The sequence below is a fragment of the Pantoea sp. 1B4 genome, from assembly GCF_016925765.1.
GTDB classification, from domain to species: Bacteria; Pseudomonadota; Gammaproteobacteria; order Enterobacterales; family Enterobacteriaceae; genus Pantoea; species Pantoea agglomerans.
In genome coordinates this window covers 161,348-186,050 of sequence record NZ_JAEUWZ010000001.1, presented here as the reverse complement: position 1 = coordinate 186,050, position 24,703 = coordinate 161,348, and the positions used below count along the sequence as shown (strand labels likewise).

Here is a 24,703-nt window from a genome sequence, read left to right as displayed (position 1 = left end):
CATCGCTGTCCCTGGAATAAGCGGGTAGACGGCGTCACTGTCGGGTTTACCCGGCAGGCAAACGTTTACCTTGCCGCAGATAGTTGGCCGCCAGAAGCGGCCAGATAAAAAGGCATGCGATTATCCGGCGTTTAGCGGCACATTTTCAACTGTCAGAGGGAGATTCTTCAGCATAAAGATCAGGCTTAAGTCGCCAGCAGCCACGTGGCCCAGGCCGACGTCAAACGCTGACGCCCTGAAGTTAACGCGATTTTCAGGGGGGATGCGCACTGGCGCAGCCGTGATGAGACACGACCCGCCAGTGGAAGAGGGGAATTAACCTGGCAGCGAAAGCTCGCCGCCCTGATCGATCGCGCGCTGCCAGGCGGCACGCTGTTGCACAGTCTGCAGCCATTTCTGGCTGGCGGGCATCTGCTCCAGTCCGGCACGTCGCGCAAGCGCCAGCAGCGGAAAGCTCATCTGGATATCAGCGATACTGAAGCGCTGACCGGCGAACCAGGGATTTGCAGCCAGATGCTGTTCGATCATCTGCATGTGTGGCTTAAGCTGTTTATCCAGAAACGCCTTCTGCACGCCTTTACCGAATGCCGCCCCGACCGGGCGCAGCAGCCACGGCACCGGTGCTTTACCCATCTGACCGAAGATCAGCTTCATCACCAGCAGCGGCATCAGCGAGCCTTCGGCATAGTGCAGCCAGTAGCGGCACTGCAGCCGCGACGCCTCATCACTCACTTTGAGCCGGAACTCGTGATCATATTTCTCTTCAAGATATTCGAGAATGGCACCTGACTCTGCCACTACCTGGTTCCCGTCGGTAATCACCGGTGATTTTCCCAGCGGATGCACTTTTTTCAGCGCCTCCGGGGCCAGCATGGTCGGTTCGCGTTGATAGCGTTTAATCTGGTACGGCACTTCCAGCTCTTCCAGCAGCCACAGCACCCGATGCGAGCGCGATTTCTCAAGATGGTGAACGGTGATCATCATGATTCCCTGTGTTTTGACCTTCACCAAGTATAGACGTCACTCCACATCCGGATGTTTATCATCCTGTTCCGGGTCAAGCAGCACCGCACCCGAGCCCTGCTGACCCAGCCGGTCGCCGGGATTGCGCAGCGGGCAGTCGCGCATCGACAAACAGCCGCAGCCGATACAGCCATCCAGGTCATTACGCAGGCGGGTCAGGGTTTCAATGCGCTTATCCAGCTCTTCGCGCCAGTGCTGCGTCAGCGCATCCCACTCCGGTGTCGACATGCGCTTGTCAGGCGGAATGTGATCCAGGCTGTCACTGACCGTTGCCAGCGGAATGCCGATACGCTGCGCAATCTTGATAATCGCGACGCGTCGCAGCACGTCACGGCTATATCGCCGCTGATTGCCGCTGTTGCGGGTGCTGAAAATAAGTCCTTTTGTCTCATAAAAGTGCAGCGCCGAAACCGCCACACCGCTGCGGCGCGCCACTTCACCCGGTGTTAAGACCGGTTTCGGATAGTTGCGTTCTTTTTTCATCAGGCTCTTTACCTCAAGTTAACTTGAGGAATTATACTCGCTCTCCATCAAAACCACTAAACTCCCATTACCGCTTATTAAGCACCAGAAGGATGAGACCATGATGCAAGAAGAGATCATTCATTCCCTGACGCACTGGATTGACCAGAACCTGGATAAGAGCCTGTCGATCGATGAGGTTGCCGCAAAATCGGGCTATTCGAAATGGCATCTGCAGCGTATGTTCCGTTCGGTAACGAAACAGACGCTGGGTGGCTATATTCGCGAGCGCCGTCTGACGCTGGCAGCGGAAGCGCTGTCACAGACACAGCGGCCGGTTTTTGATATCGCGATGCAGTATGGCTATGACTCGCAGCAGACCTTCTCCCGCGTGTTTCGTCGTCAGTTTTCACAGACGCCTACCGCTTACCGCCATACCATGCGCCGCCAGGCGATTCAGCGCCCTCGCCTGCTGAGTTTTGGCTGCAATGACGGTATCAGTAGCTTCACCCAGCGCACGACCGGCGAGTGCTGTCCGGTTCGTTGACCCCTCAGATGCGCCCGCCCGGGCGCATCTGACTGATTTCCCCGCCGTTCTTCTTCTACTGCTCACTATTCCCTCACGCCGCTACCATACCAGAGTCAAATTTTGTTCAAAATTTAAAATCGGGTGATATAATGTGACCCAAATCACACTTTGAACCTGGGTTGACGGCGAAAAAGCACCCCCTGACACACTTTTCCGCCGCCGGTGATGTCCGCAGATTGTCAGGAATACTTACTGATATTGAGGTCCGGCCGATGGCTACGTTAACCGCCAGTTTACTTGTTATGCGTTGGGAATTGCTGAGCGCAATCATGATGTTTTTTGCCAGCACCCTGAAAACCAAACTTCGTCAGGATAGCCGTCACGTGATGGCATTTATGTGTGGCGGGATTGGTTTAGGCATGACCTGCTGGTTTGTTACCGGTCTGATGGGCATTACCCTGAGTATGGATAACGTGCATAACTTTCTGGAAATCTCAAAGCATGCCTTTATCGATGTGATGAGCCAGGCGCCTGCTGACTGGCCGATGCCCTGATTTTTGCGCATAAAAAAACCCCGCTAAGCGGGGTTTTTTATATTGCTGTGTGTGCTTAAATTTTCTTCAACATGGCAGGAATATTAACATCCTGCACTGTAACGCCCGGGCTCTGCGTTCCGCGGCGGTCCTGAATCCACATATCTCCCATCATCTGATTTAAACCACGATCTAATCCGGTGACCAGTCCTGCACCTGGGGTGAAGGTCAGTTCGCCAAAGTAGATGCGCTCGTCATGGATATACCAGTCCACACGCACGTAGTCGAAATCACTGGCCAGCTTCTTGCTCAGTTCGAGCGCATGTTCCAGTGACGGCATAATCGGTGAGACATCCAGACCGGTATCGCGAATCTTGTGATAGGCCTCATTGAGGTTATTCACGTAGAAATTCATCGACAGCAGCGGCTGGCAGCGGTTGTAGATCACCTGCAGCACATATTCGAACTTGCCATCACGCTTGTTGAACATATGAAACTTGTAATCAATCGGCGCACTTTTGCCATCACCAATGTACTTCTCAACCAGGATACGTGGCTTGATGTAGCGATAGTGAATCTCACGCGCTTCGTTGGCGAAGTCGGTCTTCAGCCAGCGATAGCAGTCATGAATGATCTGCTGCTTGCGCAGTGCGTCTGGCTCCTCCAGCAGAATCTCTACCATGTTGGAGGCGTGGTTCGGCTTGATCACCGTCCCCTTCCAGCAGGGTAAGCTGTTCAGCGTGGTCGGGTCAGTCGTTTCGTGTACCAGCGGGATCAGGTATTCATTACCGATTTTTTCAGCAATGAATTCGCGCACCGAGTACTTATCTGACAGACGACCATAGCTTTGGTAATCGCCGAAGATAAACTTACGGTACAACACCTTCTCGTTGAACACTTTTGGCTGACGCAGATTGGGCAGCTTTCTGAACTTATGGAAGTAGTAGATGCGGTCCTGATAAGCCCAGGGCATCTTCTTAATAAAATACTGCACACTTCTTCTGAGTTCTTCTTTCAACTTGAGCATATCTGACCTCATTTGTATGTTTTGTAGTTGAGTGAGGAAACCTGAATCTTTTGAATGACGCCGTTTTTAAAGAAGTAATTCATTACGGTCAGGGACAAAAGTTCTGAAAGGAAAACGCTCCACGCGGCCCCCATGATGCCGTGACCCTGGATCAACCACCAGGAGAGCGGCAAACTGATGACCATCAGGCAGATGATTTTCCTCAGCAAGTAGTTAAATCCTCCCTCTTTGACCATGTAGCGATACGCTACGGTCCCCATTGCCGAAAAGCTGGTCGCTATCGACAGCAACGTAATGAGACTTCCTGACTGTGTGAATTCCGGGCCGTACAACGCAATGATGATCCGCTCGCCGTAAAGCGAAATGATCAGCAGCATCAGCAATGAAACCGCCATAACATAGCCATTGAGCCGCGCAGCCAGCTTAATGGCGACCTCGCCGCGCTCCCTGAAGATTTCAGTGAAGCAGGAGGTGATGAGCGCCACCGGGATAAAAATCCATGAGGCGGAAATGGTATTCGCCGCCGCAAACAGCCCGAGGTCGCGCGCGGGTGCCGTGCCTGCCAGGAACATCTGCGCCGCTTTTACCTGCACAGAGATAAAGATGCTGGAGATCGCCAGTGGCAGACCGGCATACATCAGATAACGCAGATAGGCAGTGCGCTTTTCGCGTGGTGGCATCTGATCCTGATGGTCCTGATAGAAGTTGTGACGCTTAATCAGGTAAGGCACCAGAGTCACTGCGACAATCGACAGCGTCAGCCAGAGCGGATTAAGACGCAGCCAGGCGACGGTGAAGCTGATGCCGAAACTCAGCAGCATGCCCACGGCGTTGGCGATGGTGTTAAGACGCGAGGCAAGACGCGCGTTGTTATAAACGCTGAAGGTGTCCAGGGTGACAAAAACCGAGGCAACAAATGAGGCCAGTGCAAACGCCAGGAAATTTTCCTGCATGTTGTACCAGACCCAGATTAAGACTGGCACCGAAGTGACCAGCAACAGCACCATTCTCATCGTACGGGCGATGGTCATCAGGCGCAGGCCTTTTTGACGCATTTTTGCTGACGCGTTTAAACAGAATGGTTTCGGTGCCAAAGATTGCAACGGTTTGCACCATCGCAAATAGTGAAGTAGAAAACGCCATCTGGCCAAACACCGTTGGGCCAAAGGATTTCGCCACGTAAGACGTCACAAAAATGACGCCAAAAACGGAGATGATCTTCTCAGACATCATCCAGGCGGCATTAGACATTACGCTCAATTTCATCGACTCTTCCTTAGTATTACTCAACTACAACCGCTTCGGTACAACATCCCTGTAACGAATTAATAAGCGCTCAGTGGGCCTGGCGAAAATGTAAGACTTCAGACCAAGCTGGTCCGAAAATTGAGATGTAAATCATGATCCGGAGTGTTAATTCAGGATAATTCTTATTATAAATGGCGCGAATCACTTCAGATGGAAACGATTTCAGGCTGAAAATAAAACAACCTTTAAGAGCCCTTCCCGCCATATTAATCAAGTCGGTCAGGCTAAATATCCAATGTACGTAGAATTTTTTCGTATTTTGGATGCGATGAATTTATAACAAAAATCCCCCCTCCAGGAAGGCACGCCCACCGGATAAGAATAAAATAAGATTTATCCCATGATGATATTTATTCTAAATATCTTAATTTAGGCTTCGCAATTCAATTCGCGCACTTTAATACTGCCTTAATAGAATCTTACAGTGCCAGAAATTATTAAAGTCATTCTCATCCATTAATCGATAAGAAAGGTAAGAGCATTTATGAGAAAGTCACGATACAGCGAAGATCAAATCACAAATGCCATTAAAGCTTCTGAATCGGGCGTGAAAGTCAGAGAGATTTGTGAAGAGTTAGGCATCTCTGAAGCCACGTTCTACAGCTGGAAGAAGAAGTTTTCTGGGTTGTCTTCGGAAGAAGGCAGAAAAATCAAAGAGCTGGAAGAAAAACTGCAGAACATCACGCGTGAACTGCAGACGCTCAACTCGGACAAAGAGATGCTGCAGAGTGTTCTGAAGCACTTCTTTACCACTAATGAAAAACGTCAGGCTGTGGATTTCCTGCAGGCCACCTTTGACATCGGCACCCGTCGCAGCTGCCGCTTATTAGATATCAGTCGCAGCGTATACCATTATCCGTCAGGCACGGAGAACCGCTAAACCCCAATGCTACCGCGCTTTTTAGACTTAACGCTGAGATTTGTTCTTACCAGAAGAGATGAAGATCATTTAACAGGACAATTGCGGCACCCTTTTCCGCTCCATTTATAACTAATGAATGGCTTCACGGCTAAGCTTCTTTTTTTGCGGTAAAATTGATTCACAACAGCAAACGTCTCGCATTCTACGGCTACTCTTCCCTTCCCAATCTCGTTTACGCGGGATTGGGCCCTCCCTTTCTTACGTAAGCCCAGCTAATCGTCGGAACTAAATCGTCTCAATATCATTAAGCCAATTTAAACATCGCGCAAAAAATAATCACCATGCATTTGAGTTAATGCTGGACCTGACTCAAATTTTTGCGGCTGCGTTTAATTCCGGGGAATGGGTTAATGGCATATACTTTCTCCAGGATTAATCCAGGATAAATAGTTTATTGCTCCTTATCACTAACGTTATGTGTCTATCTTTTCGCTCTCTTCATTGCGCATCATTGATGCCAGAGATTAATCTTTAATTATTAACGCAGCGGCGGAGTTTTCTTACTCATTCATCACTGAGTGAAGTTAATAGTGGTTTTCAGCCTCCCTTTCTCAGGACCATACCGCAATAAAAAGCCGCTGATAAAAGCATAACGTCCATAATGCTGCGCGATTTTTCCTGATTAATGACCGATATCTGAACAGTTCCTCCCTGGCAACGCTAAACATGGCTATGTTCAGGAGACCATCAGTCCCGTTTTTTCACTGACAAACAGGGGATGAAAGAGGCTTTCGGGGGTAAAGGCACGATTACGCAGAGGCATGAAATCGATTTCGCGGCACAAATCTGCCGGAGAGCGAGCAAATCGGGGTAGGGTTTAATCTTAAAAAGCCGCGCGGCGTGTTATCCGCGTGGCAGAGGTCTTTTTGGCAATCTTCGCGGTTTACTCTTTAACCGCGACGACGAGAGGCTGCGGTTTAATGCGCATTGCCCACAGGACACCAGCCATCAGACAAATAATCCCCGTCACGGTGAGCAGGGGTGGCCAGCTTTGATACCAGAGAAAAGTCCACAACAGGCCGAAAAGGATCTCAAAAACAATCAGTGGCCCCATCAGTACGGTGGGAAGACGCTGGCTGGCAGCGTTCCAGCATAAGGTCCCGAGCCAGGAACAGAGCAGACCAATCGCCAGCATCAGGGAGATAAACACTGCAGGACGCGGCCCAAACGGCAGTGCAAAAGCCGGCTGTTGCCAGGCAAGCTGCGCGCTGACCAGCGCGTACATGATTAGCGCCATCGGCAGCGTCACGACTCCCTGCGCTGTTGCCCAGGTCGAGGGCCGCAGTTCGGGATGTGTACGCAGCCAGCGGGCATTGCGCAGCGGATACCAGGTCCAGCAGACCACAGCCAGCAGCGCCAGCGCGATACCGGTCAGATAACGGCTGAGATCAAGCGTGTGGCCCTGACTCTGTAGCTCCGCCGCATTCACGCAGAGTAATCCGGCCGCCATCATGACCAGTGCCGGAAACAGCCGCCGCCACGGCAGGCGTCCTTCAAGATGGCCGTAACAGAGATTGGCCGTCACAGCGATCACCACCGGCAGCGTGCCGATAATCATGGTGGAGACCGGCCCGCCAGTGCGCTGAATGGCGTTCGCCAGAAACGCATAGTAGAAGAGGTTTCCCACCAGCGAGAGCTTTACCGCTTCACGCCAGTCAGCCCGGGCCAGCTTGCGCAGGCGATGACGACCGTGCCAGGCCAGCGGCAGCGCAATCAGCCCAAACGCCACATAACGTCCCGCCGATTGCAGCGCGCCAGGATAGTCAGGCACCAGCAGCGGCCCGACAAAGATCAGCCCCCCACAGCAGTCCGGCGGTGACGGCAAACATGACACCAGCAAACATAATTTCTTCCTTATATAGCTTTTTCGTTCAGTGTGGCGGGTTCGGGCGGGGAATGCTTGTAGCAGATTGCGGTGGTATCAGGGCTGGCGCACCTGCTTTTGATAGCGGCCCGGCGTGATGCCATAACGGTTTGCAAAGGCGCGGGTCAGATGGGCCTGATCGGTTAATCCCACCGCCGCCGCAACGCTGGCAGCCGCTTCACCCTGTGCCAGCCTTTGCTTGGCGTCGTAAAGCCGGAAAGCCATCAGCATCTGATGCGGCGTAACGTGATAGTGCTGACGAAAGGCGCGTAAGAAGTGCCACGGCGAAAGCGAGGCCAGCGCCGCCAGCTCATCCAGCCGCACCGGTTCTGCGAGGTTTGCGCGCAGAAAATCTCTTACCTGATCAAAACGATGCCGTGCATCCGGTCTGCCCTGTGAGGACATGCGTGCCAGCGGACGAATCTGCAACAGCAGTTCAGCCAGCAGGCTCTGGCGCGCCAGTGGTGATTCCGCCTGCCAGAGTGTCGCCAGCGTGCGGGAGAGCGGCCGCGCCACGCGCGGATCGGTCAACAGCGCCTCGTTGAACCACCAGCCGCGATCGCCGGTCAGTTCATCCATCAGCTGCGGCTGAATGTAGATCATCTGGTAGCGCCAGCCCTCTTCACACGCTGACTCACCGGTATGCAGCTCATCCGGATTCATCATGACCAGCGAGTTCTCCGGCGCAGTATATTCGGTGCCGCGGTAGCGAAAGCGTTGCGCGCCCGCTTCAATGGTGCCGATACCAAAGGCTTCATGGGTATGGGGTTCAAATGCGTAGCGGGAGATGTGGGCCTGATAGAGTTCCACACCGGGCAGCTCGGCGAGTTGCTGAAACCGGGCGCGGTCTTTCTCACAGGGAAAACTCGCCGGAACACCTTCCACTTCTCTCTCCTTATTTAACCAGTCGGTTTAGCATGCCTGTGACAGAGGGGAAAATGCAAAAGATTGCTTTCCACAATGCCTCAGGTAACACTGCTTTTTTCAAACCAGATGGGATCAAGCATGGCACAGCGGGTAGTCGTGGTCATTGATATGCAGAATGGCGTCTTCAGCACGCCACGCTTCGACACAGCGGGAAGGATTGCACAGATTAACCGGCTGACCGAACGCGCCGATATCACAATATTTATCCAGCACCGCGAAGGCGAGATGTGCGAGGGTAATGCGGCTTTCGAGCTGCTGCCGGAAATCGCTCAGCCTGCTGGCGCACACTATGTGACTAAAACTGCCTGCGACAGCTTCTGGCACACCGACCTGGCCGCGCTGTTAAAGAGGCTGGCGGTAGAAGAATTTGTGGTGTGCGGTTGTGCCACTGACTACTGCCTGGATACCACGATAAAAGTCGGTGCCAGTGCGGGCTATGCGATTACCGTTGCCGCCGATGCGCACACCACGGCAGATCGCCGCTGGGTCAGCGCCGAAGCACTGATTAACCAGCACAATGATGTGTGGGCCTCACTGCTGATCCCCGGCAACGTGCCACGTGTGCTGAGCACGGAGGCGATTCTGGCGGAATGGTCGTAGCTGGCCGCCAGACGCCGCGCATAAAAAAAGCCCGCAAAGCGGGCTTTTTTTGTACTCTCTGGCCAACGGAATCAGAACGGAATATCGTCGTCGAAATCCATTGGTGGTTCGTTGTTATTGCTGGCCGGCGCGCTCTGTGGCTGCGGCTGCGGACGGGACTGCGCGCCACCACTGAACTGGTTATTGTTGCCCTGCGGCTGCTGCGGCTGACCCCAGCCATTGTTGTTGCCACCACCCTGCGCGCCACCACTGGCTGGAGCGCCTGCACCGGCATTACCGCCCTGCTGACGGCCACCCAGCATCTGCATGGTACCACCAACGTTAACCACGACTTCGGTGGTGTAACGCTCCTGGCCACCCTGATCCTGCCATTTACGGGTGCGCAGCTGGCCTTCGATATAGACCTGCGATCCTTTTTTCAGGTATTCACCCGCGACTTCAGCCAGTTTGCCAAACAGCACCACACGGTGCCACTCAGTGATCTCTTTGTTTTCACCGGTCTGCTTGTCGCGCCAGCTTTCCGACGTAGCCAGCGTAATGTTGGCAACAGCGCCACCATTTGGCATATAACGTACTTCCGGATCCTGACCCAGATTCCCGACAAGAATCACTTTGTTAACGCCACGACTGGCCATGTTGCTGTCTCCCGATGAGTTAATGCATACAGTCTAATCTATCAATTCTAACACGTCCTGCGGTCTGTTTCCCACTTTCGAGCGGGGTTCCAGTTTTAATCCGCTGCGCGCCGGAGGCTGAGAGTACTGGATATTTATTCAGTCTATTTTTTGTGCCATAATGACACGTTTATTCTGGCCGTGTCGGCAAGGCGCGGTGAGTGCTGCTAATCCGGGAAAGGTGAATGGATAAGATCGAAGTTCGTGGTGCCCGCACCCATAATTTGAAAAACATCAACCTGACCATCCCACGCGACAAACTCATTGTGGTAACCGGCCTGTCAGGTTCCGGTAAATCCTCACTGGCGTTTGATACGCTGTATGCGGAAGGTCAGCGCCGCTATGTGGAGTCGCTCTCTGCGTATGCGCGCCAGTTTCTTTCGTTAATGGAGAAGCCGGACGTCGATCATATCGAAGGTTTGTCGCCCGCCATTTCCATTGAACAGAAATCCACCTCACACAACCCACGCTCGACCGTGGGAACCATCACCGAGATCCATGATTACCTGCGTCTGCTGTTTGCCCGCGTTGGCGAACCGCGCTGCCCGGATCATGATGTGCCGCTGGCGGCGCAGACCGTCAGCCAGATGGTCGATCAGGTGCTCTCCCAGCCGGAAGGCCGTCGCCTGATGCTGCTGGCGCCGGTGGTGAAAGATCGTAAGGGTGAGCACACCAAAACGCTGGAGAATCTGGCGACGCAAGGTTATATCCGTGCGCGTATTGATGGCGAAGTGTGTGACCTCTCCGATCCGCCAAAACTCGAGCTGCAGAAGAAGCACACCATTGAAGTGGTGATTGACCGCTTTAAAGTACGTGAAGATCTCGCAACCCGCCTGGCGGAATCGTTTGAGACCACGCTGGAGCTCTCCGGCGGGACAGCCATCGTGGCGGACATGGATGACAGCGCCGCAGAAGAGCTGCTCTTCTCGGCTAACTTCGCCTGCCCGATCTGTGGTTACAGCATGAGCGAGCTGGAGCCGCGCCTATTCTCGTTTAACAACCCGGCGGGCGCCTGTCCGACCTGTGACGGCCTTGGCGTACAGCAATATTTTGATCCTGACCGCGTGGTGCAGAATCCTGAACTCTCGCTGGCGGGCGGTGCAATCCGCGGCTGGGATCGCCGCAATTTCTACTACTTCCAGATGCTGCGTTCGCTGGCGGAACACCTCGATTTTGATATCGAAGCGTCGTTCGGCAGCCTGCCAGAAAACGTACAGAAAGTGATTCTGTACGGATCAGGCAAAGAGAGCATCGAATTCAAGTACATCAACGATCGCGGCGACACCTCGGTGCGCCGTCATCCGTTTGAAGGGGTGCTCAATAACATGGAGCGCCGCTACAAAGAGACAGAGTCCTCAGCGGTACGCGAAGAGCTGGCGAAATTTATCAGCAACCGCGCCTGTGCCAGCTGTGAAGGAACCCGTCTGCGTCGTGAAGCGCGTCATGTCTTCGTGGAGAACACCACGCTGCCGACCATCTCTGAGATGAGCATCGGCCATGCGATGTCCTTCTTTGAAAATATGAAACTCAGCGGCCAGCGTGCGCAGATCGCCGAGAAAATTTTGAAAGAGATTGGCGATCGCCTGAGCTTCCTGGTCAACGTCGGCCTGAACTATCTTTCGATGTCGCGTTCCGCCGAGACCTTGTCCGGTGGTGAAGCACAGCGTATCCGTCTGGCCAGCCAGATCGGTGCCGGTCTGGTCGGCGTGATGTATGTGCTGGATGAGCCTTCAATCGGCCTGCACCAGCGCGACAACGAACGTCTGCTCGGCACCCTGATTCATCTGCGCGACCTCGGTAACACGGTGATCGTGGTTGAGCATGATGAAGATGCGATTCGTGCGGCTGACCATGTGATCGATATCGGTCCGGGTGCGGGCGTACATGGCGGCCAGGTGGTGGCTGAAGGCACTGTTGATCAGATCATGGCGCAGGAAGCGTCACTGACCGGCCAGTTCCTGAGCGGCAAGCGTGGCATTGCAGTGCCAGAGGAGCGCGTCAAAGGCGACCCGGCCAAAGTACTGAAGATTACTGGCGCACGCGGCAACAACCTCAAGGATGTCACGCTGACGCTGCCGGTCGGGCTGTTCACCTGTATTACCGGTGTTTCCGGCTCGGGTAAATCGACCCTGATCAACGATACGCTCTTCCCGATTGCCCAGCGGGCACTGAACGGCGCGACCATCGCCGAACCGGCACCTTACCGTGACGTGGCGGGACTGGAGCACTTCGACAAAGTGATCGACATCGACCAGAGTCCGATTGGTCGTACACCGCGCTCCAACCCGGCCACCTACACCGGCATCTTCACCCCGGTGCGTGAACTCTTTGCGGGCGTGCCGGAAGCGCGTTCGCGCGGCTATAATCCGGGCCGCTTCAGCTTTAACGTGCGTGGCGGACGCTGTGAAGCCTGTCAGGGCGATGGCGTGCTGAAAGTCGAAATGCACTTCCTGCCGGACATTTATGTGCCGTGCGATCAGTGCAAAGGCAAACGCTATAACCGTGAAACGCTGGAAGTGAAGTACAAAGGCAAGAGCATTCACGAAGTGCTGGAGATGACCATCGAAGAGGCACGTGAGTTCTTCGATGCGGTGCCGGCGCTGGCGCGTAAGTTGCAGACGCTGATCGATGTGGGTCTCACCTACATCCGCCTCGGTCAGTCCGCGACCACTCTTTCCGGCGGTGAAGCCCAGCGCGTGAAGCTGGCGCGTGAGCTGTCGAAGCGTGGCACCGGTCAGACACTCTACATTCTGGATGAGCCGACCACCGGCCTGCACTTTGCCGATATCCAGCAGCTGCTGGAAGTGCTGCATAAGCTGCGCGATCAGGGCAACACCATCGTGGTGATTGAGCACAACCTGGATGTGGTCAAAACTGCAGACTGGATTGTCGACCTGGGTCCGGAAGGCGGCAGCGGCGGCGGTGAAATCCTGGTGGCTGGTACGCCAGAAACCGTGGCGGAGTGTGAGAAATCACATACCGCGCGCTTCCTGAAGCCATTGTTACAGAAGTAATTCTGTCAGGCCCGCCGCGTGCGGGCCTTTTTACTCTCCCCTGTCGATTCAGCCAGAAAATTGCAGAATCAGGCAAGATTCAGACATGTATAGGCATATACGCTTTTCCCCACGCTGACTATCCTTAAGCGGTTCCTCTTTGGCACGCCCCTGGCGTCGCCCTGTTTTCGCAGCACATCAACGCTGCTGCACTTCATCGAATAACACTCACGACACATCGAAACTGGAGACACCATGAATATTACGCATGCGTATGCTGCTCAGGATGCAAAATCCAAACTGGCACCGTTCGATTTTAAGCCGCGTGAGCTGCGCGCCCATGACGTTCAGCTTGAGGTGCTGTTCTGTGGCGTTTGCCACTCAGACCTGCATCAGGCCCGTAATGAGTGGAAAAACACCATTTTTCCCGTGGTTCCGGGCCATGAAATTGTCGGTCGCGTCACGGCCGTTGGCCCGCAGACGCAGAAATACAAAGTCGGCGATCTGGTCGGCGTAGGCTGCATGGTCGATTCGTGCCGCAGCTGTCCGAGCTGTCAGCAGGGTCTGGAGCAGTATTGTGAAAACGGCTTTGTTGGCACCTATAACGGTGAAGATCGTGAAACCGGCGCCATTACCTACGGCGGTTACTCAACGTCGATGGTGGTTGATGAGAGCTTTGTGCTGCGCATTCCCGAGAACCTGGAGCTGGCGGGCGTGGCACCGCTGCTGTGTGCCGGTATCACCACTTACTCGCCGCTGCGCCACTGGAATGTCGGCCCGGGCAAGAAAGTGGGTATCGTAGGCTTAGGCGGCCTGGGCCATATGGGCGTGAAAATTGCCCATGCCATGGGCGCACATGTGGTGCTGTTCACCACCTCGCCTTCCAAAATTGAAGATGGCAAACGTCTGGGTGCCGATGAAGTCGTGATCTCCAAAGATGCGGAGCAGATGGCGCAGCACGCCAACAGCTTCGACTTCATTCTGAATACCGTGGCGGCTCAGCACGATCTCAACCCCTTCATCACCCTGCTGAAGCTGGATGGCAACATGACGCTGGTGGGTGCACCGGAGCACGATCACCCGGCACCGCAGGTATTTAACCTGATCTTCAAGCGTCGCAGCATCGCCGGTTCACTGATTGGCGGCATCGCAGAGACCCAGGAGATGCTCGATTTCTGTGGTGAGCACGGCATTACGTCAGACATTGAACTGATCGCGATGGACCAGATCAATGAAGCCTATGAGCGCATGCTGAAAAGCGATGTGAAATACCGCTTCGTTATCGACATTAATACCCTGCGCGAGCAGCCTGCCGCTTAACCCGCTGTCTCTGAAACCCTCTTGCTCAGGTAAGAGGGTTTTTTTATTGCCGTTTAGCGGGCCGTTGCAACCTGCTGGAATGAGGCATCGACCAGATAGTAGATCTGCGAATCTTTCAGCGAACCGTCCAGGAACAGCGTGCTCCAGTGTGACTTGTTCAGATGCTCGCTGGGAATAATATCGCTATGCTCTTCGCGCAGTAATTCGGCCAGCGCAGGCGTCGATTTCAGCGAGACCGCTGGCCGCCCTTTCGCCTCATGTACCATCGCAAACAGCACGCCGTTGCTTTTAATCTGCGTGGCCTTCCAGTCACTGTGGACGCTCTGCTCCGCGCCCGGCTTGCTCATGCAATAGGTCAGTAAGTCTGAGTTATTCATTACGATTCCCCTTGTAAAGTGGCGACAATCCGCCTGGCACCGCCCTCAATGCGATGCTCGCCCAGCCAGATACCCTGCCAGGTGCCCAGCACCAGACGTCCCCGCTGAACCGGTAATAACAACGAAACCCCTAAGATCGACGATTTGATGTGCGCCGGCATATCATCACGCCCTTCGTAGTCGTGCAGATAAGGCGCATTCTCCGGCACGTGCCGCATGAAATGCTGCTCCATGTCGCTGCGCACCGTCGGGTCGCAATTCTCATTTAAGGTTAACGACGCCGAGGTGTGCTGCAACAGCAGATGCAGCAGACCGGTTTTGATATCACGCAGTCCGGAGAGCGAGTTCACGATCTCATCGGTGACCAGATGAAACCCGCGCGGCTTCGCGCTCAGCGTAATAGTTTGTTGATGCCACATAGCTTATTCCTGAAACGGTTACCCCGTTTAAGTGTGCAGCATGTCGCCGAAAGGTAAACCCTGACCCATAAAAAAACCGCCAGAGAGCACCCTGACGGTTTTTTTTACAGCCTGGCGGCCGTTACATCACGGCGGCAAACGCTTCAGCCACCTGATGCACATTTTTGCTGTTCAGACCGGCCACACACATGCGGCCGCTGCCCACCAGATAGATGCCAAATTCGTTGCGCAGACGATCGACCTGCTGCGCACTCAGGCCGGTGTAGCTGAACATGCCACGCTGCTTCAGCAGGTAGTCGAAGTTTTTACCTGGCAGTGCAGTGCTCAGCACGTCCACCAGCGACTGACGCATGTCCAGAATGCGTAAGCGCATCGCTTCCACTTCAGCCAGCCAGCTGGCTTTCAACTCGTCATCGTTGAGTACGCGCGCGACAACCTGCGCACCGAAATTCGGCGGGCTGGAGTAGTTGCGGCGAACCGTGGCTTTTAACTGGCCCAGCACACGCGCTGACTCTTCGGCGCTGTCACAGACGATAGAGAGACCGCCCACGCGCTCGCCATAGAGCGAGAAAATTTTGGAGAAGGAGTTGCTCACCAGGGCTGGCAGGCCCGCCGCCGCGACTGCACGCAGCGCATAGGCATCCTGCTGCATGCCGGCACCAAAGCCCTGATAGGCGATATCCAGGAAAGGAATCAGCTGCTGTGCTTTCAGCACCTCAACGGTCTGATCCCACTGCGCATCGGTCAGGTCAGCACCGGTCGGGTTATGACAGCAGGGATGCAGCAGCACGACGCTCTGCGCTGGCAGGGTTTTCAGGGTGCTGATAAAGGCATCAAACCGCACGCCGTGGGTCTCTGCGTCATACCAGGGATAGGTATTTACCTCAAAACCTGCACCATTAAAAATCGCGACGTGGTTTTCCCAGGTCGGATCGCTGACCCAGACCGCAGACTGCGGGAAGTAGCGCTTAAGGAAATCCGCGCCCACTTTCAGCGCGCCAGAACCGCCCAGCGTCTGAATAGAGGCGATACGGCCCGCGTTTAACACCGGATGATCGGCACCAAACAGCAGCGGTGCAATCGCACTACGGTAGCTGTTCAGTCCTTCCATTGGCAGATAGAGCGATGCCTGATGCGGCTCAGCATAGATCTGCTCTTCGGCAGCGGCTACAGCCTTCAGCTGCGGGATGATGCCCTTTTCGTCGTAATAGAGGCCGATACTCAGGTTAACTTTGTGTTCGCGTGGGTCTTGTTTGAAGGCTTCCATCAACGACAGAATCGGATCGCCAGCATAGGCATCAACGTTTTGAAACACGGTGTAGGTCTCCATGATTGGTCCAGAGGGAAGATGCGGATTAAACCCGATAGCGTCCCGGACGGTGGTTCATTGCAATAATCAGATTCAGGATCACCGCACCCGCAATCGACGCGAGCAGGATGGGGCCACTCACCACAAACAGTGACGCCAGCACGACGCAGGTATCGACTGCCATTTGCAGTTTCCCCGCACGGATCCCAAAGCGATCCTGTAGCCACAGCGCCAGAATATTGACGCCGCCCAGGCTCGCCTTATGACGAAATAACACTATAAACCCGATTCCCATGATGACGTTACCGAACAGTGTCGCATAGAAGGGGTTAAGGTCAGAAAAGTGGACGAACAGCGGGTGCAGCTGGGTGAACAGCGATACCAGACCGACGGCGCAGAAGGTTTTCAGCGTAAATTCCCAGCCCATGCGTTTTACCGCCAGCCAGTAAAAAAGGGATGTTGATCAGGAAGAACGCGCTGCCGAACGAAAGCGGCGACAGGTAGCTGATCAGAAAGGCGATGCCTGCGGTGCTGCCGGTCAGCGCTCCCGCCTGTTTCAGCATAATGACGCCGAACGAGACCATCAGGGTGCCAAGCACCATCGCCAGCGCATCTTCAATGCGCGAATGCGGGACGCGGGAGGGTTCTGCGATGTTATCCATGGGGTTTTCTCAGTGCAAAGGATGCGGTTTCGATGCAAAAAACGCACCATCGCCACAGCACTGAACTGCTGTAAACCGGGTGCCAGCGATATCCCATTGATATCTAAGGCGCTTTAAAACAGAACTTTGTGCATAAATGCCGGCTGATACCGTCAACCTATGCGTTAAAGTCCGACTCTATGCGCGCTCTTCGCATTAATTGCCGCAAGTGTGCACCAAAAGCGCACAGCGCGCACCTTTTTAGCGCGTCTTCTGCTCAGGCAGCATCATCAGCCCGTTCTCTTTCATGCGTCCCAGCACTACCGAGGTTTTCACATGAGAAACGCTCTGGTGGCCCGCGACTAACTGGCTGATTAACGCACTAAGGGAATTGAGATCGGCCACCGCCACTTTAAGCAGATAGTCCGCATCGCCGGTGGTTTTATAGGCATCCACGATCGCCTGCTCCTGCTCCACCATCCGGTGAAAGCTCTCGACATATTCTGCGGTGTGGTTAATTAAGCGCACCTCAATCAATCCCACCATACCAAGCCCGATGGCATCGGGCGACAGCCGGGCATGATAACCCAGGATCAGATTAGCCTGTTCCAGATTGATACGACGGCGGGAACATTGTGAGGCGGAAAGGCCGACCAGATCGCTGAGTTCCTGATTGGTCAGACGGCCGTTGGATTGTAATAAAGTCAGGATTTTAAGGTCGTAATCGTCTACGTGAGTCATTCCGTTTCCACAGCGTGATGGGCGTCGCTTTGTTACAGATAACCCGATAACCCGAGAGGTTGTCCAACACTATTTTGTGATGATGGGGGCTGTCATGCACAGATCGTGCATGACAGCACAAACCGGGGATTATTCGTCGTCGTATTGCGGGCCAGCGTAGTTGTCGAAGCGTGACCACTGACCGTTAAAGGTCAGGCGTACCGTACCGATCGGGCCGTTACGCTGTTTACCCAGAATGATCTCCGCGATCCCTTTAAGATCGCTGTTTTCGTGGTAAACCTCATCGCGATAGATAAACATGATCAAATCCGCATCCTGCTCGATCGAGCCCGATTCACGCAGATCCGAGTTGACCGGACGCTTATCGGCTCGCTGCTCCAGCGAGCGGTTAAGCTGCGACAGCGCCACAACCGGCACGTTCAGCTCTTTGGCCAGCGCTTTCAGCGAGCGGGAGATCTCAGCAATTTCCAGCGTACGGTTGTCCGACAGCGACGGCACGCGCATCAGCTGCAAATAGTCGATCATGATCATGCTTAATCCACCGTTTTCACGGTAGATACGCCGGGCGCGCGAACGCACTTCGGTGGGCGTCAGGCCGGAAGAGTCATCAATGTACATGTTCTTCTTCTCCAGCAGGATGCCCATGGTGCCGGAAATACGCGCCCAGTCCTCATCATCCAGCTGCCCGGTACGGATGCGGGTCTGATCGACGCGGGAGAGTGACGCCAGCATACGCATCATGATCTGCTCGCTGGGCATCTCCAGACTGAAGATCAGCACCGGTTTTTCCTGCAGCATGGCGGCGTTTTCGCACAGGTTCATCGCAAAGGTGGTTTTACCCATCGAAGGACGTGCGGCGACAATAATCAGATCAGAACCCTGCAGGCCCGCGGTCTTTTTTATTCAGATCCTGATAGCCGGTATCGACGCCGGTGACGCCATCGTGCGGTGTCTGATAGAGCGATTCGATACGGGAGACGGTCGATTCCAGAATCTGCTCGATGTTTTTCGGACCAGCATCCTTATCCGCGCGCGCTTCCGCAATTTTAAAGACGTTCGACTCCGCGAAGTCGAGCAGCTCTTCGCTGTTACGCCCCTGCGGATCATAACCGGCATCGGCAATCTGGTTAGCGACGGCGATCATCTCGCGCACCACCGCACGTTCACGCACGATGTCAGCATAGGCGCCGATGTTCGCCGCGCTCGGGGTGTTTTTCGCCAGTTCCGCCAGATAGGCGAAGCCGCCCGCCATCTCCAGCTCGCCACGGGTTTCCAGCGATTCGGAGAGCGTAATCAGGTCAATAGGTTTGCTGTTTTCCAGCAGCCGCTGCATCTCTGAAAAAATCAGCCGATGCGAGCGGTTGAAAAAATCATTCGCGACGACGCGCTCAGAGACATTGTCCCAGCGCTCGTTATCCAGCATTAACCCACCGAGCACCGACTGCTCCGCTTCCAGCGAATGCGGGGGCATTTTCACGCCTGCGAGCTGGCGATCCTGCGTTTCGTTCGATTTGTTGGTGGGTTTATTTCCTGCCATAGTGAATGCATTACCGATCTTCTGTGGGGACGCGCAAGTATACCTTAGTTGGGGTGCGTGCCTCACCCTCATGATGAAACAATCACAGGAGTCAGAATGGCAAAGCGTATTCAGTTCAGCGCACATGGCGGCCCGGACGTTTTAGAATGGACAGATTTTGAACCTGCTGACCCGGCCGAACATGAAGTGCAGGTAGAACATCGCGCTATCGGGATTAATTACATCGATACCTATGTTCGCAGCGGGCTTTATCCGGTCGCCGCTTTTCCCTCTGGCCTGGGTACAGAAGCCGCAGGCGTGGTGTCGCGGGTTGGACGTGGCGTGACATTATTTAAGCCCGGCGATCGCGTGGTCTACTGTCTGGCGTCGATGGGAGCCTATAGCGAAGTGCACAACGTGGCGGAAGATCGCCTGATGCATCTCCCGGAGGCGATCAGCTTTGAGCAGGGCGCAGCCAGCTACCTGAAAGGGCTGACCACACAATATCTGCTGCGCCAGACCTATAAAATCAGCGCCGGTGAGACCTTCCTGTTTCATGCCGCAGCGGGCGGCGTCGGGTTAATTGCCTGTCAGTGGGCAAAAGCGCTGGGTGCCCATTTGATTGGCACAGTCGGATCAGCAGAAAAGGCAGCGATGGCGAAAAAGGCCGGCGCCTGGGCGACGATTAACTACCGCGAAGAGAATATTGCGCAACGCGTCAGCGAACTGACCGACGGGAAAAAAGTGGGCGTAGTTTATGACTCCGTGGGCAAAGATACCTGGGAAGCATCGCTGGACTCATTGCGCCGTCATGGGCTGATGGTCAGTTTTGGCAATGCTTCGGGTCCGGTGACCGGGATAGATCTCGGCATTCTGAATAAGAAAGGCTCGCTGTTTGTGACCCGCCCTTCACTGTTTGGCTATATCACCAACCGCCAGGAGCTGGAAACCGCCAGTGCCGAGCTTTTCTCGCTGCTGGCGAGTGGCGCAATTAAAGTTGATGTGCCGGAGCAGCAGAAGTTTGCGCTGAAAGAGGCCAGTAAAGCGCACCAGATGCTGGAGAGCCGCGCCACGCAGGGATCCTGTCTCTTAATTCCATAGTAGTGAGCAACAAAAAAGGGCCTCCCGCGGGAAGCCCTTCTCTTTTTTTATTTTTTGTTCGCGCTGGTGTAGGGACAGCGGCGATGAATTCGTGTCGAGTCGATGGCACATCGATTTGACGACAGGCATCCTGCCAGAAAACATAAGTAAAAAATATGTTTAATTGCAGATCAGCCCCGACCAATCTCTCACACTGTGATCTTCACCGCATTTAGCGCCAGCCTTTGCGGTCTAACCTGTTGATCTTACGCCGCAGCTTGCGACGTGCTCGCTCATCGCTGTCGCCAAAAAAGGCACGATGCAGCCAGACCGCAATCACCGCCAGCACCAGCCACGGCAACACTTTAATAACAATTGCAAACAGTCCACCGACAAACATCACGATGGTTGCGACCACCAGTGCCGCCAGCACGCCTAACAGCGAAACGCCGGTCAGCAACAGCATCAGGAAAAAACCTAATACGAATAAAATTTCCACGTCAGCGCTCCTTTTTTGATTCCGATTATTATAGTTATTACAAAAAACGTGCCAACAATTAACTCATTGATTTTCTGCTGATAAGAGATAAACAGAAGAGCGCAACCTGGTGAGAAAAACCACATAGTGGCGTAAAAAAAACCAGCCTTCAGAGCTGGTTTTTTCGGGTTCAGATGAGGCGTCAGGCTTCCTGCGGGATTTTATCGGCGACCAGCGCCAGCGCCGCTTCCAGCACACGGACATCGGCACCGGGTTTGTGGGCATTTTCACTCAGGTGGCGTCGCCACTGGCGGGCGCCCGGGATCCCCTGGAACAGACCCAGCATATGGCGCGTGACATGTCCCAGATACGTCCCCTTCGCCAGTTCCGCTTCAATATAGGGATACATGGCGCGCACCACTTCAACCGGGTTAGCCGCCGGATGCTGGCGACCAAACAATGTCTGATCGACCTGCGCCAGAATGCCGGGGTTTTGGTAGGCTTCACGTCCCATCATCACGCCGTCAAGGTGTTGCAGATGGATCTGTGCCTCTTCCAGGGTTTTCACGCCGCCATTGAGGGCGATAGTCAGTTGCGGAAAATCGCGTTTCAGCTGATAGACGCGGGGATAGTCCAGCGGTGGAATCTCGCGGTTCTCTTTCGGGCTGAGGCCGGAGAGCCAGGCTTTACGCGCATGAATGATAAATGTCTCACACTCACCGCGTCCCGCCACCGTGCCGATAAAATCGGTCAGGAATTCATAGCTGTCCAGCTCATCGATACCAATGCGGGTTTTCACCGTGACCGGAATTGAAACCACGTCGCGCATCGCTTTAACGGCATCTGCGACCAGATTCGCCTCGGCCATCAGGCAGGCGCCGAAACGGCCATTCTGCACCCGATCAGAGGGACAGCCGACATTAAGATTCACTTCATCGTAGCCGCGCTGCTCTGCCAGCTTCGCGCACTGCGCCAGTGCCGCCGGATCGCTACCGCCAAGCTGCAACGCGACCGGATGCTCAGCCTCACTGTAAGCCAGGTAATCCCCTTTGCCATGAATGATTGCGCCCGTGGTCACCATTTCGGTGTAGAGCAGCGTGTCACCGGTCAGCTGGCGATGAAAATAGCGACAGTGACGATCGGTCCAGTCGAGCATAGGGGCGATAGAGAAACGTTGCGAAGAGAAATTAGGCATGAAGCGCAGGCAATCCGGTAATTAAGGGGTGATGGAATTCTGTGCAAGGATAACACAAGGGCGGGCGATAGTGCATCGCCCGCCCCCCGAACAGTCTGAATAACGCGCTTAGAAGTTAAAGCCCAGCTGCATCATCGCGCCCCAGGTGTTGTTAGCACCTACAGAGCCCGCCAGATCCAGATGGACGGCTTTGTTAAACGGTGACAGACCAAAACCGGCCGTAGCGACATTTTCGTCGTTAGAACGCATGTCCGCACGATAACCTGCACGCAGCTGCAGCCAGTCAAGTACGCGGTATTCCGCGCCCACTGCCGCATACTGGCTGTTATCCTGAGTTTTGAAGCGTTTGGTTTCAGTCAGATCCACATCGCCCGTCACGGTAAACGGACCTTTATCCCAGGCCAGACCGGTGGTGACCAGCGGGCGGATCTGGTAGGTGTCGCGGAAACCATTGACCTCTTTGGTCTGCAGATCGCGTGAAACCAGGTTCTGTCCGGTTACACCCAGCGTCCAGTTTTCAGCAAAGGTGGTCGCCAGACCGGCATCAACGTTAAAGCCGGTGTCGGTGCTGCGATACTGGCTGTTATTGATGTCACTTTTGTCGTAGTTGTAAATACTGGCGGTGTAGTTATAGAGCCAGGTTTTCTGCACTTTCGGTGTAACGCCTACCGATACTGGCTGACCAGCGATGGTGAACTCATGCGCCACCGCAACACCATAATCGGTGACCAGCGCCGCTAAGCCATTCGCGCTGGAGCGCAGGTTATTTTGATCGCCAGGACGAGGAAACGCCCCGTTTTCTATACTGCGCAGGTAGTCAATATCACTCTGTACCACGTTAGCGCGGACGTGCGCTGTACCGTAGGCTTTGGTGATAAAGGCGAAAGGCAGAGTGTCGTTGGGGATCGTAACGGCCACGGCCGCGCCGGCAGAACCGTCTGCTTTGTTACCGCGCAAATCGCTTAGCTTATCAGCAACATCACCTGAGGCAGCGCGCAGTTCAGAGTTACCACGGAAAAAATCTGCAAGAGTGAGGTTGCCAACAACGTCGCGGTAACGATCCACGGTGTCCGTAATATCATCGACTTTATCGATCAGCTTATCTTTGTCGGTGACCTGAATACCGGCTGAAGGGAAAATAATGCTGACGCTATCGTCGGGTTTGGCGCGCGTCATTAATGCCGGGTTCGCCAGCACTGCGGAGCCATAAAGAGAAGATGCTACGCCGGTTCCGCCCATGGCGTCATTACGTGCATCATACCAGGTCCCTGCCGCCATGGCGGAAGAAGAAAGGAAAAGCGCGGTCGTTGCAGCCGTGTAGATCAGCGCTGAACGTTGAGCGGATTTTTTCACCATTTGCCTGCCATCACCTGAGAAATTGCCATTGAAACATTCAATGACTGAATAGTTTGTTAGCCCTATTGTGAACCCTGGCTAACGCGTTATTGCTGTGAATTCAAAGGAAACAGTGTCTTAATTCAAAGGATTGGACATTTTCCAATCAAAAAACCGTTGTAATTGTTCAAACTGCATTGGGATATTTCAAATAATGCCAGACTTTTCTTAAGTCTTTCTGAACATTACTTCTTAACTCAGTGAGATGCAAAGCAAAATGCCAACAAATTCCGCTTCAGGTTGATTTGGAATGGATCTGATTTGTCGTCACATTTGAGATAGAAGACGGCTTAAATTCTGAATATGCTGCTTTATCAGGCAAATGATGCTGTTTTTTCAGACGAAAACCAACCTCAGCGCCGCGAAACTATGTGTGATAAAATAACATCACTTATCCAGCGGAGAATTTTCATGACAAACATGACGTCGCAGCAAATTTTGATTCAGGCCGAAAAGATGTGCCTGCAGCGCGGTGTGCGTCTGACTTCGCAGCGTGCTGAAGTGTTGCGCCTGATGGCCGAGCAGCCTGGCTCGATCAGCGCCTACGATCTGCTGGATCAACTCCGGGTCAGCGAGCCGCAGGCCAAGCCACCCACGGTTTACCGGGCGCTCGATTTCCTGCTGGAGCAGGGTTTCATTCATCGGGTGGAATCCAACAACAGCTACGTCATGTGTCACCATTTTGAGGCACCAGCACATACATCGGTGATGCTGGTCTGTGACCGCTGTGCCGCCGTTACAGAGAAGCAGGCGCAGGGCGTAGAGAAGATTATTGCTGGTCTGGCAGGTGAAGCGCAGTTTGCATTACGCCACAGCGTGATTGAAGCGCATGGTTTATGTGAAAATTGTGCTGCGGTTGAAGCCTGTACGCACCATGAAAGCTGCGAGCATGACCATCAGGATGAGGGTAAAAAAGCGGGGGGAAACGCGGGTAATCGGCACATCCTTGTGCGGTTCCGGTGAGGGCCCACCGGAACGCATTCAGCTGATTATCAAGCTATTGTCTGATTACCAGCGGTGATCTTTGTTCTGACCTTCCCAAGCGGTTACTTCGCGCTCGGCTTCATCTTTCGTAAAGCCGTAACGCTCCTGGATTTTGCCGACCAGCTGATCGCGTTTACCTTCGATAACCTGCATATCATCGTCGGTCAGCTTGCCCCATTTCTCTTTCATTTTGCCTTTGAACTGCTTCCAGTTGCCGCTTGCTTCGTCTTTATTCATGGCAGACCTCCAATCCTCGGGTTTTAATGATTATCTTGCTACTTAACAAAATAACGATACAAAGCGCTGGTTAACTGCGCTACATAGAGTTAATTGTAGTAGCCAATTTATTAACCGTGGAATAATACAGAATAATCCGTATCGGCTTG

The 24,703-nt window shown here is 54.1% G+C and carries 21 protein-coding genes and 4 pseudogenes; 8 read left to right on the top strand and 17 right to left on the bottom strand.

All coding sequences use genetic code 11. From position 1 onward, the window contains the following. Positions 1-315 precede the first annotated feature (315 nt). The gene (locus JNO11_RS00860; protein ID WP_010252159.1) at positions 316-981 is read right to left on the bottom strand and encodes a glutathione S-transferase; all 666 of its coding nucleotides are present in this window, start codon (positions 979-981) and stop codon (positions 316-318) included. Positions 982-1,020: 39 nt separating this feature from the next. Further along, positions 1,021-1,506, bottom strand: a complete 486-nt coding sequence (gene soxR, locus JNO11_RS00855; protein ID WP_010252161.1) for a redox-sensitive transcriptional activator SoxR — start codon at positions 1,504-1,506, stop codon at positions 1,021-1,023. 100 nt (positions 1,507-1,606) lie between these two features. Here soxR and soxS point away from each other — a divergent pair, with 100 nt between their 5' ends. After that, positions 1,607-2,032, top strand: a complete 426-nt coding sequence (soxS, locus tag JNO11_RS00850; RefSeq protein ID WP_010252163.1) for a superoxide response transcriptional regulator SoxS — start codon at positions 1,607-1,609, stop codon at positions 2,030-2,032. A 254-nt stretch (positions 2,033-2,286) separates the two neighbouring features. Continuing rightward, entirely contained in the window at positions 2,287-2,568 is a 282-nt protein-coding gene (locus tag JNO11_RS00845; protein ID WP_010252166.1) for a YjcB family protein, read from the top strand. 55 nt (positions 2,569-2,623) lie between these two features. Here the strand turns inward: JNO11_RS00845 and JNO11_RS00840 are convergent, their stop codons facing one another. Both JNO11_RS00840 and JNO11_RS00835 read right to left on the bottom strand, forming a co-directional pair. Further along, the gene (locus JNO11_RS00840) at positions 2,624-3,574 is read right to left on the bottom strand and encodes an ATP-grasp fold amidoligase family protein (protein WP_010252168.1); all 951 of its coding nucleotides are present in this window, start codon (positions 3,572-3,574) and stop codon (positions 2,624-2,626) included. A gap of 8 nt (positions 3,575-3,582) precedes the next feature. Next, positions 3,583-4,840, bottom strand: a pseudogene (locus JNO11_RS00835) (oligosaccharide flippase family protein). A gap of 526 nt (positions 4,841-5,366) precedes the next feature. Between JNO11_RS00835 and JNO11_RS00825 the strand changes: the two are divergent. Then, positions 5,367-5,762, top strand: coding sequence for a transposase (locus JNO11_RS00825; protein WP_003855733.1), 396 nt, complete (start codon positions 5,367-5,369; stop codon positions 5,760-5,762). Between the two features lie 925 nt (positions 5,763-6,687). Here JNO11_RS00825 and JNO11_RS00820 read toward each other — a convergent pair. Beyond that, a pseudogene (locus tag JNO11_RS00820) lies at positions 6,688-7,648 on the bottom strand (DMT family transporter). A 77-nt stretch (positions 7,649-7,725) separates the two neighbouring features. Continuing rightward, a complete protein-coding gene (locus JNO11_RS00815) occupies positions 7,726-8,553 on the bottom strand; it encodes an AraC family transcriptional regulator (RefSeq protein ID WP_010252176.1) in 828 nt (275 codons plus the stop codon). Positions 8,554-8,673: 120 nt separating this feature from the next. Here JNO11_RS00815 and JNO11_RS00810 point away from each other — a divergent pair, with 120 nt between their 5' ends. Then, on the top strand, positions 8,674-9,195 hold the full coding sequence (locus JNO11_RS00810; protein WP_029519657.1) for an isochorismatase family protein: 522 nt from the start codon (positions 8,674-8,676) through the stop codon (positions 9,193-9,195). 71 nt (positions 9,196-9,266) lie between these two features. On the opposite strand, the gene JNO11_RS00805 is transcribed toward JNO11_RS00810, so the two are convergent. Further along, on the bottom strand, positions 9,267-9,830 hold the full coding sequence (locus tag JNO11_RS00805; RefSeq protein ID WP_325176821.1) for a single-stranded DNA-binding protein: 564 nt from the start codon (positions 9,828-9,830) through the stop codon (positions 9,267-9,269). 224 nt (positions 9,831-10,054) lie between these two features. Here JNO11_RS00805 and uvrA point away from each other — a divergent pair, with 224 nt between their 5' ends. Together uvrA and JNO11_RS00795 are read left to right on the top strand one after the other, a co-directional pair. Further along, positions 10,055-12,883: an excinuclease ABC subunit UvrA gene (gene uvrA, locus JNO11_RS00800; protein ID WP_010252182.1), complete on the top strand. Its 2,829-nt coding sequence runs from the start codon at positions 10,055-10,057 to the stop codon at positions 12,881-12,883. 234 nt (positions 12,884-13,117) lie between these two features. Next, positions 13,118-14,182 (top strand): NAD(P)-dependent alcohol dehydrogenase, encoded by a 1,065-nt coding sequence (locus tag JNO11_RS00795; protein WP_010252184.1) that lies wholly within the window; start codon positions 13,118-13,120, stop codon positions 14,180-14,182. Between the two features lie 53 nt (positions 14,183-14,235). Here the strand turns inward: JNO11_RS00795 and JNO11_RS00790 are convergent, their stop codons facing one another. The 6 genes and pseudogenes from JNO11_RS00790 to dnaB all read right to left on the bottom strand — a co-directional run bounded on the left by JNO11_RS00790 (position 14,236) and on the right by dnaB (position 19,206). Continuing rightward, positions 14,236-14,559 (bottom strand): MmcQ/YjbR family DNA-binding protein, encoded by a 324-nt coding sequence (locus tag JNO11_RS00790; protein WP_010252186.1) that lies wholly within the window; start codon positions 14,557-14,559, stop codon positions 14,236-14,238. Beyond that, positions 14,559-14,978, bottom strand: coding sequence for a secondary thiamine-phosphate synthase enzyme YjbQ (locus JNO11_RS00785; RefSeq protein WP_256844439.1), 420 nt, complete (start codon positions 14,976-14,978; stop codon positions 14,559-14,561). The genes JNO11_RS00790 and JNO11_RS00785 overlap by 1 nt, the downstream gene beginning before the upstream one ends. 121 nt (positions 14,979-15,099) lie before the next feature. Further along, positions 15,100-16,293 (bottom strand): amino acid aminotransferase, encoded by a 1,194-nt coding sequence (locus JNO11_RS00780; RefSeq protein WP_010252191.1) that lies wholly within the window; start codon positions 16,291-16,293, stop codon positions 15,100-15,102. A 40-nt stretch (positions 16,294-16,333) separates the two neighbouring features. Next, positions 16,334-16,949, bottom strand: a pseudogene (locus JNO11_RS00775) (YitT family protein). Positions 16,950-17,189: 240 nt separating this feature from the next. Further along, entirely contained in the window at positions 17,190-17,669 is a 480-nt protein-coding gene (locus JNO11_RS00770; RefSeq protein WP_010252196.1) for an Lrp/AsnC family transcriptional regulator, read from the bottom strand. 129 nt (positions 17,670-17,798) lie between these two features. Next, positions 17,799-19,206, bottom strand: a pseudogene (gene dnaB, locus JNO11_RS00765) (replicative DNA helicase). A 96-nt stretch (positions 19,207-19,302) separates the two neighbouring features. Here dnaB and JNO11_RS00760 point away from each other — a divergent pair. Then, entirely contained in the window at positions 19,303-20,286 is a 984-nt protein-coding gene (locus JNO11_RS00760; RefSeq protein WP_010252198.1) for a quinone oxidoreductase, read from the top strand. A 211-nt stretch (positions 20,287-20,497) separates the two neighbouring features. Here the strand turns inward: JNO11_RS00760 and pspG are convergent, their stop codons facing one another. The 3 genes from pspG to JNO11_RS00745 all read right to left on the bottom strand — a co-directional run bounded on the left by pspG (position 20,498) and on the right by JNO11_RS00745 (position 23,294). Next, entirely contained in the window at positions 20,498-20,764 is a 267-nt protein-coding gene (gene pspG, locus JNO11_RS00755; protein WP_010252199.1) for an envelope stress response protein PspG, read from the bottom strand. A gap of 181 nt (positions 20,765-20,945) precedes the next feature. Then, positions 20,946-21,938 (bottom strand): tRNA dihydrouridine(20/20a) synthase DusA, encoded by a 993-nt coding sequence (dusA, locus tag JNO11_RS00750; RefSeq protein WP_010672214.1) that lies wholly within the window; start codon positions 21,936-21,938, stop codon positions 20,946-20,948. Between the two features lie 108 nt (positions 21,939-22,046). Continuing rightward, positions 22,047-23,294, bottom strand: a complete 1,248-nt coding sequence (locus tag JNO11_RS00745; protein WP_325176820.1) for a conjugal transfer protein TraF — start codon at positions 23,292-23,294, stop codon at positions 22,047-22,049. 450 nt (positions 23,295-23,744) lie between these two features. Here JNO11_RS00745 and zur point away from each other — a divergent pair, with 450 nt between their 5' ends. Beyond that, positions 23,745-24,296: a zinc uptake transcriptional repressor Zur gene (zur, locus tag JNO11_RS00740; RefSeq protein WP_325176819.1), complete on the top strand. Its 552-nt coding sequence runs from the start codon at positions 23,745-23,747 to the stop codon at positions 24,294-24,296. A 45-nt stretch (positions 24,297-24,341) separates the two neighbouring features. On the opposite strand, the gene JNO11_RS00735 is transcribed toward zur, so the two are convergent. After that, on the bottom strand, positions 24,342-24,554 hold the full coding sequence (locus JNO11_RS00735) for a CsbD family protein (RefSeq protein WP_325176818.1): 213 nt from the start codon (positions 24,552-24,554) through the stop codon (positions 24,342-24,344). Positions 24,555-24,703 lie beyond the last annotated feature (149 nt).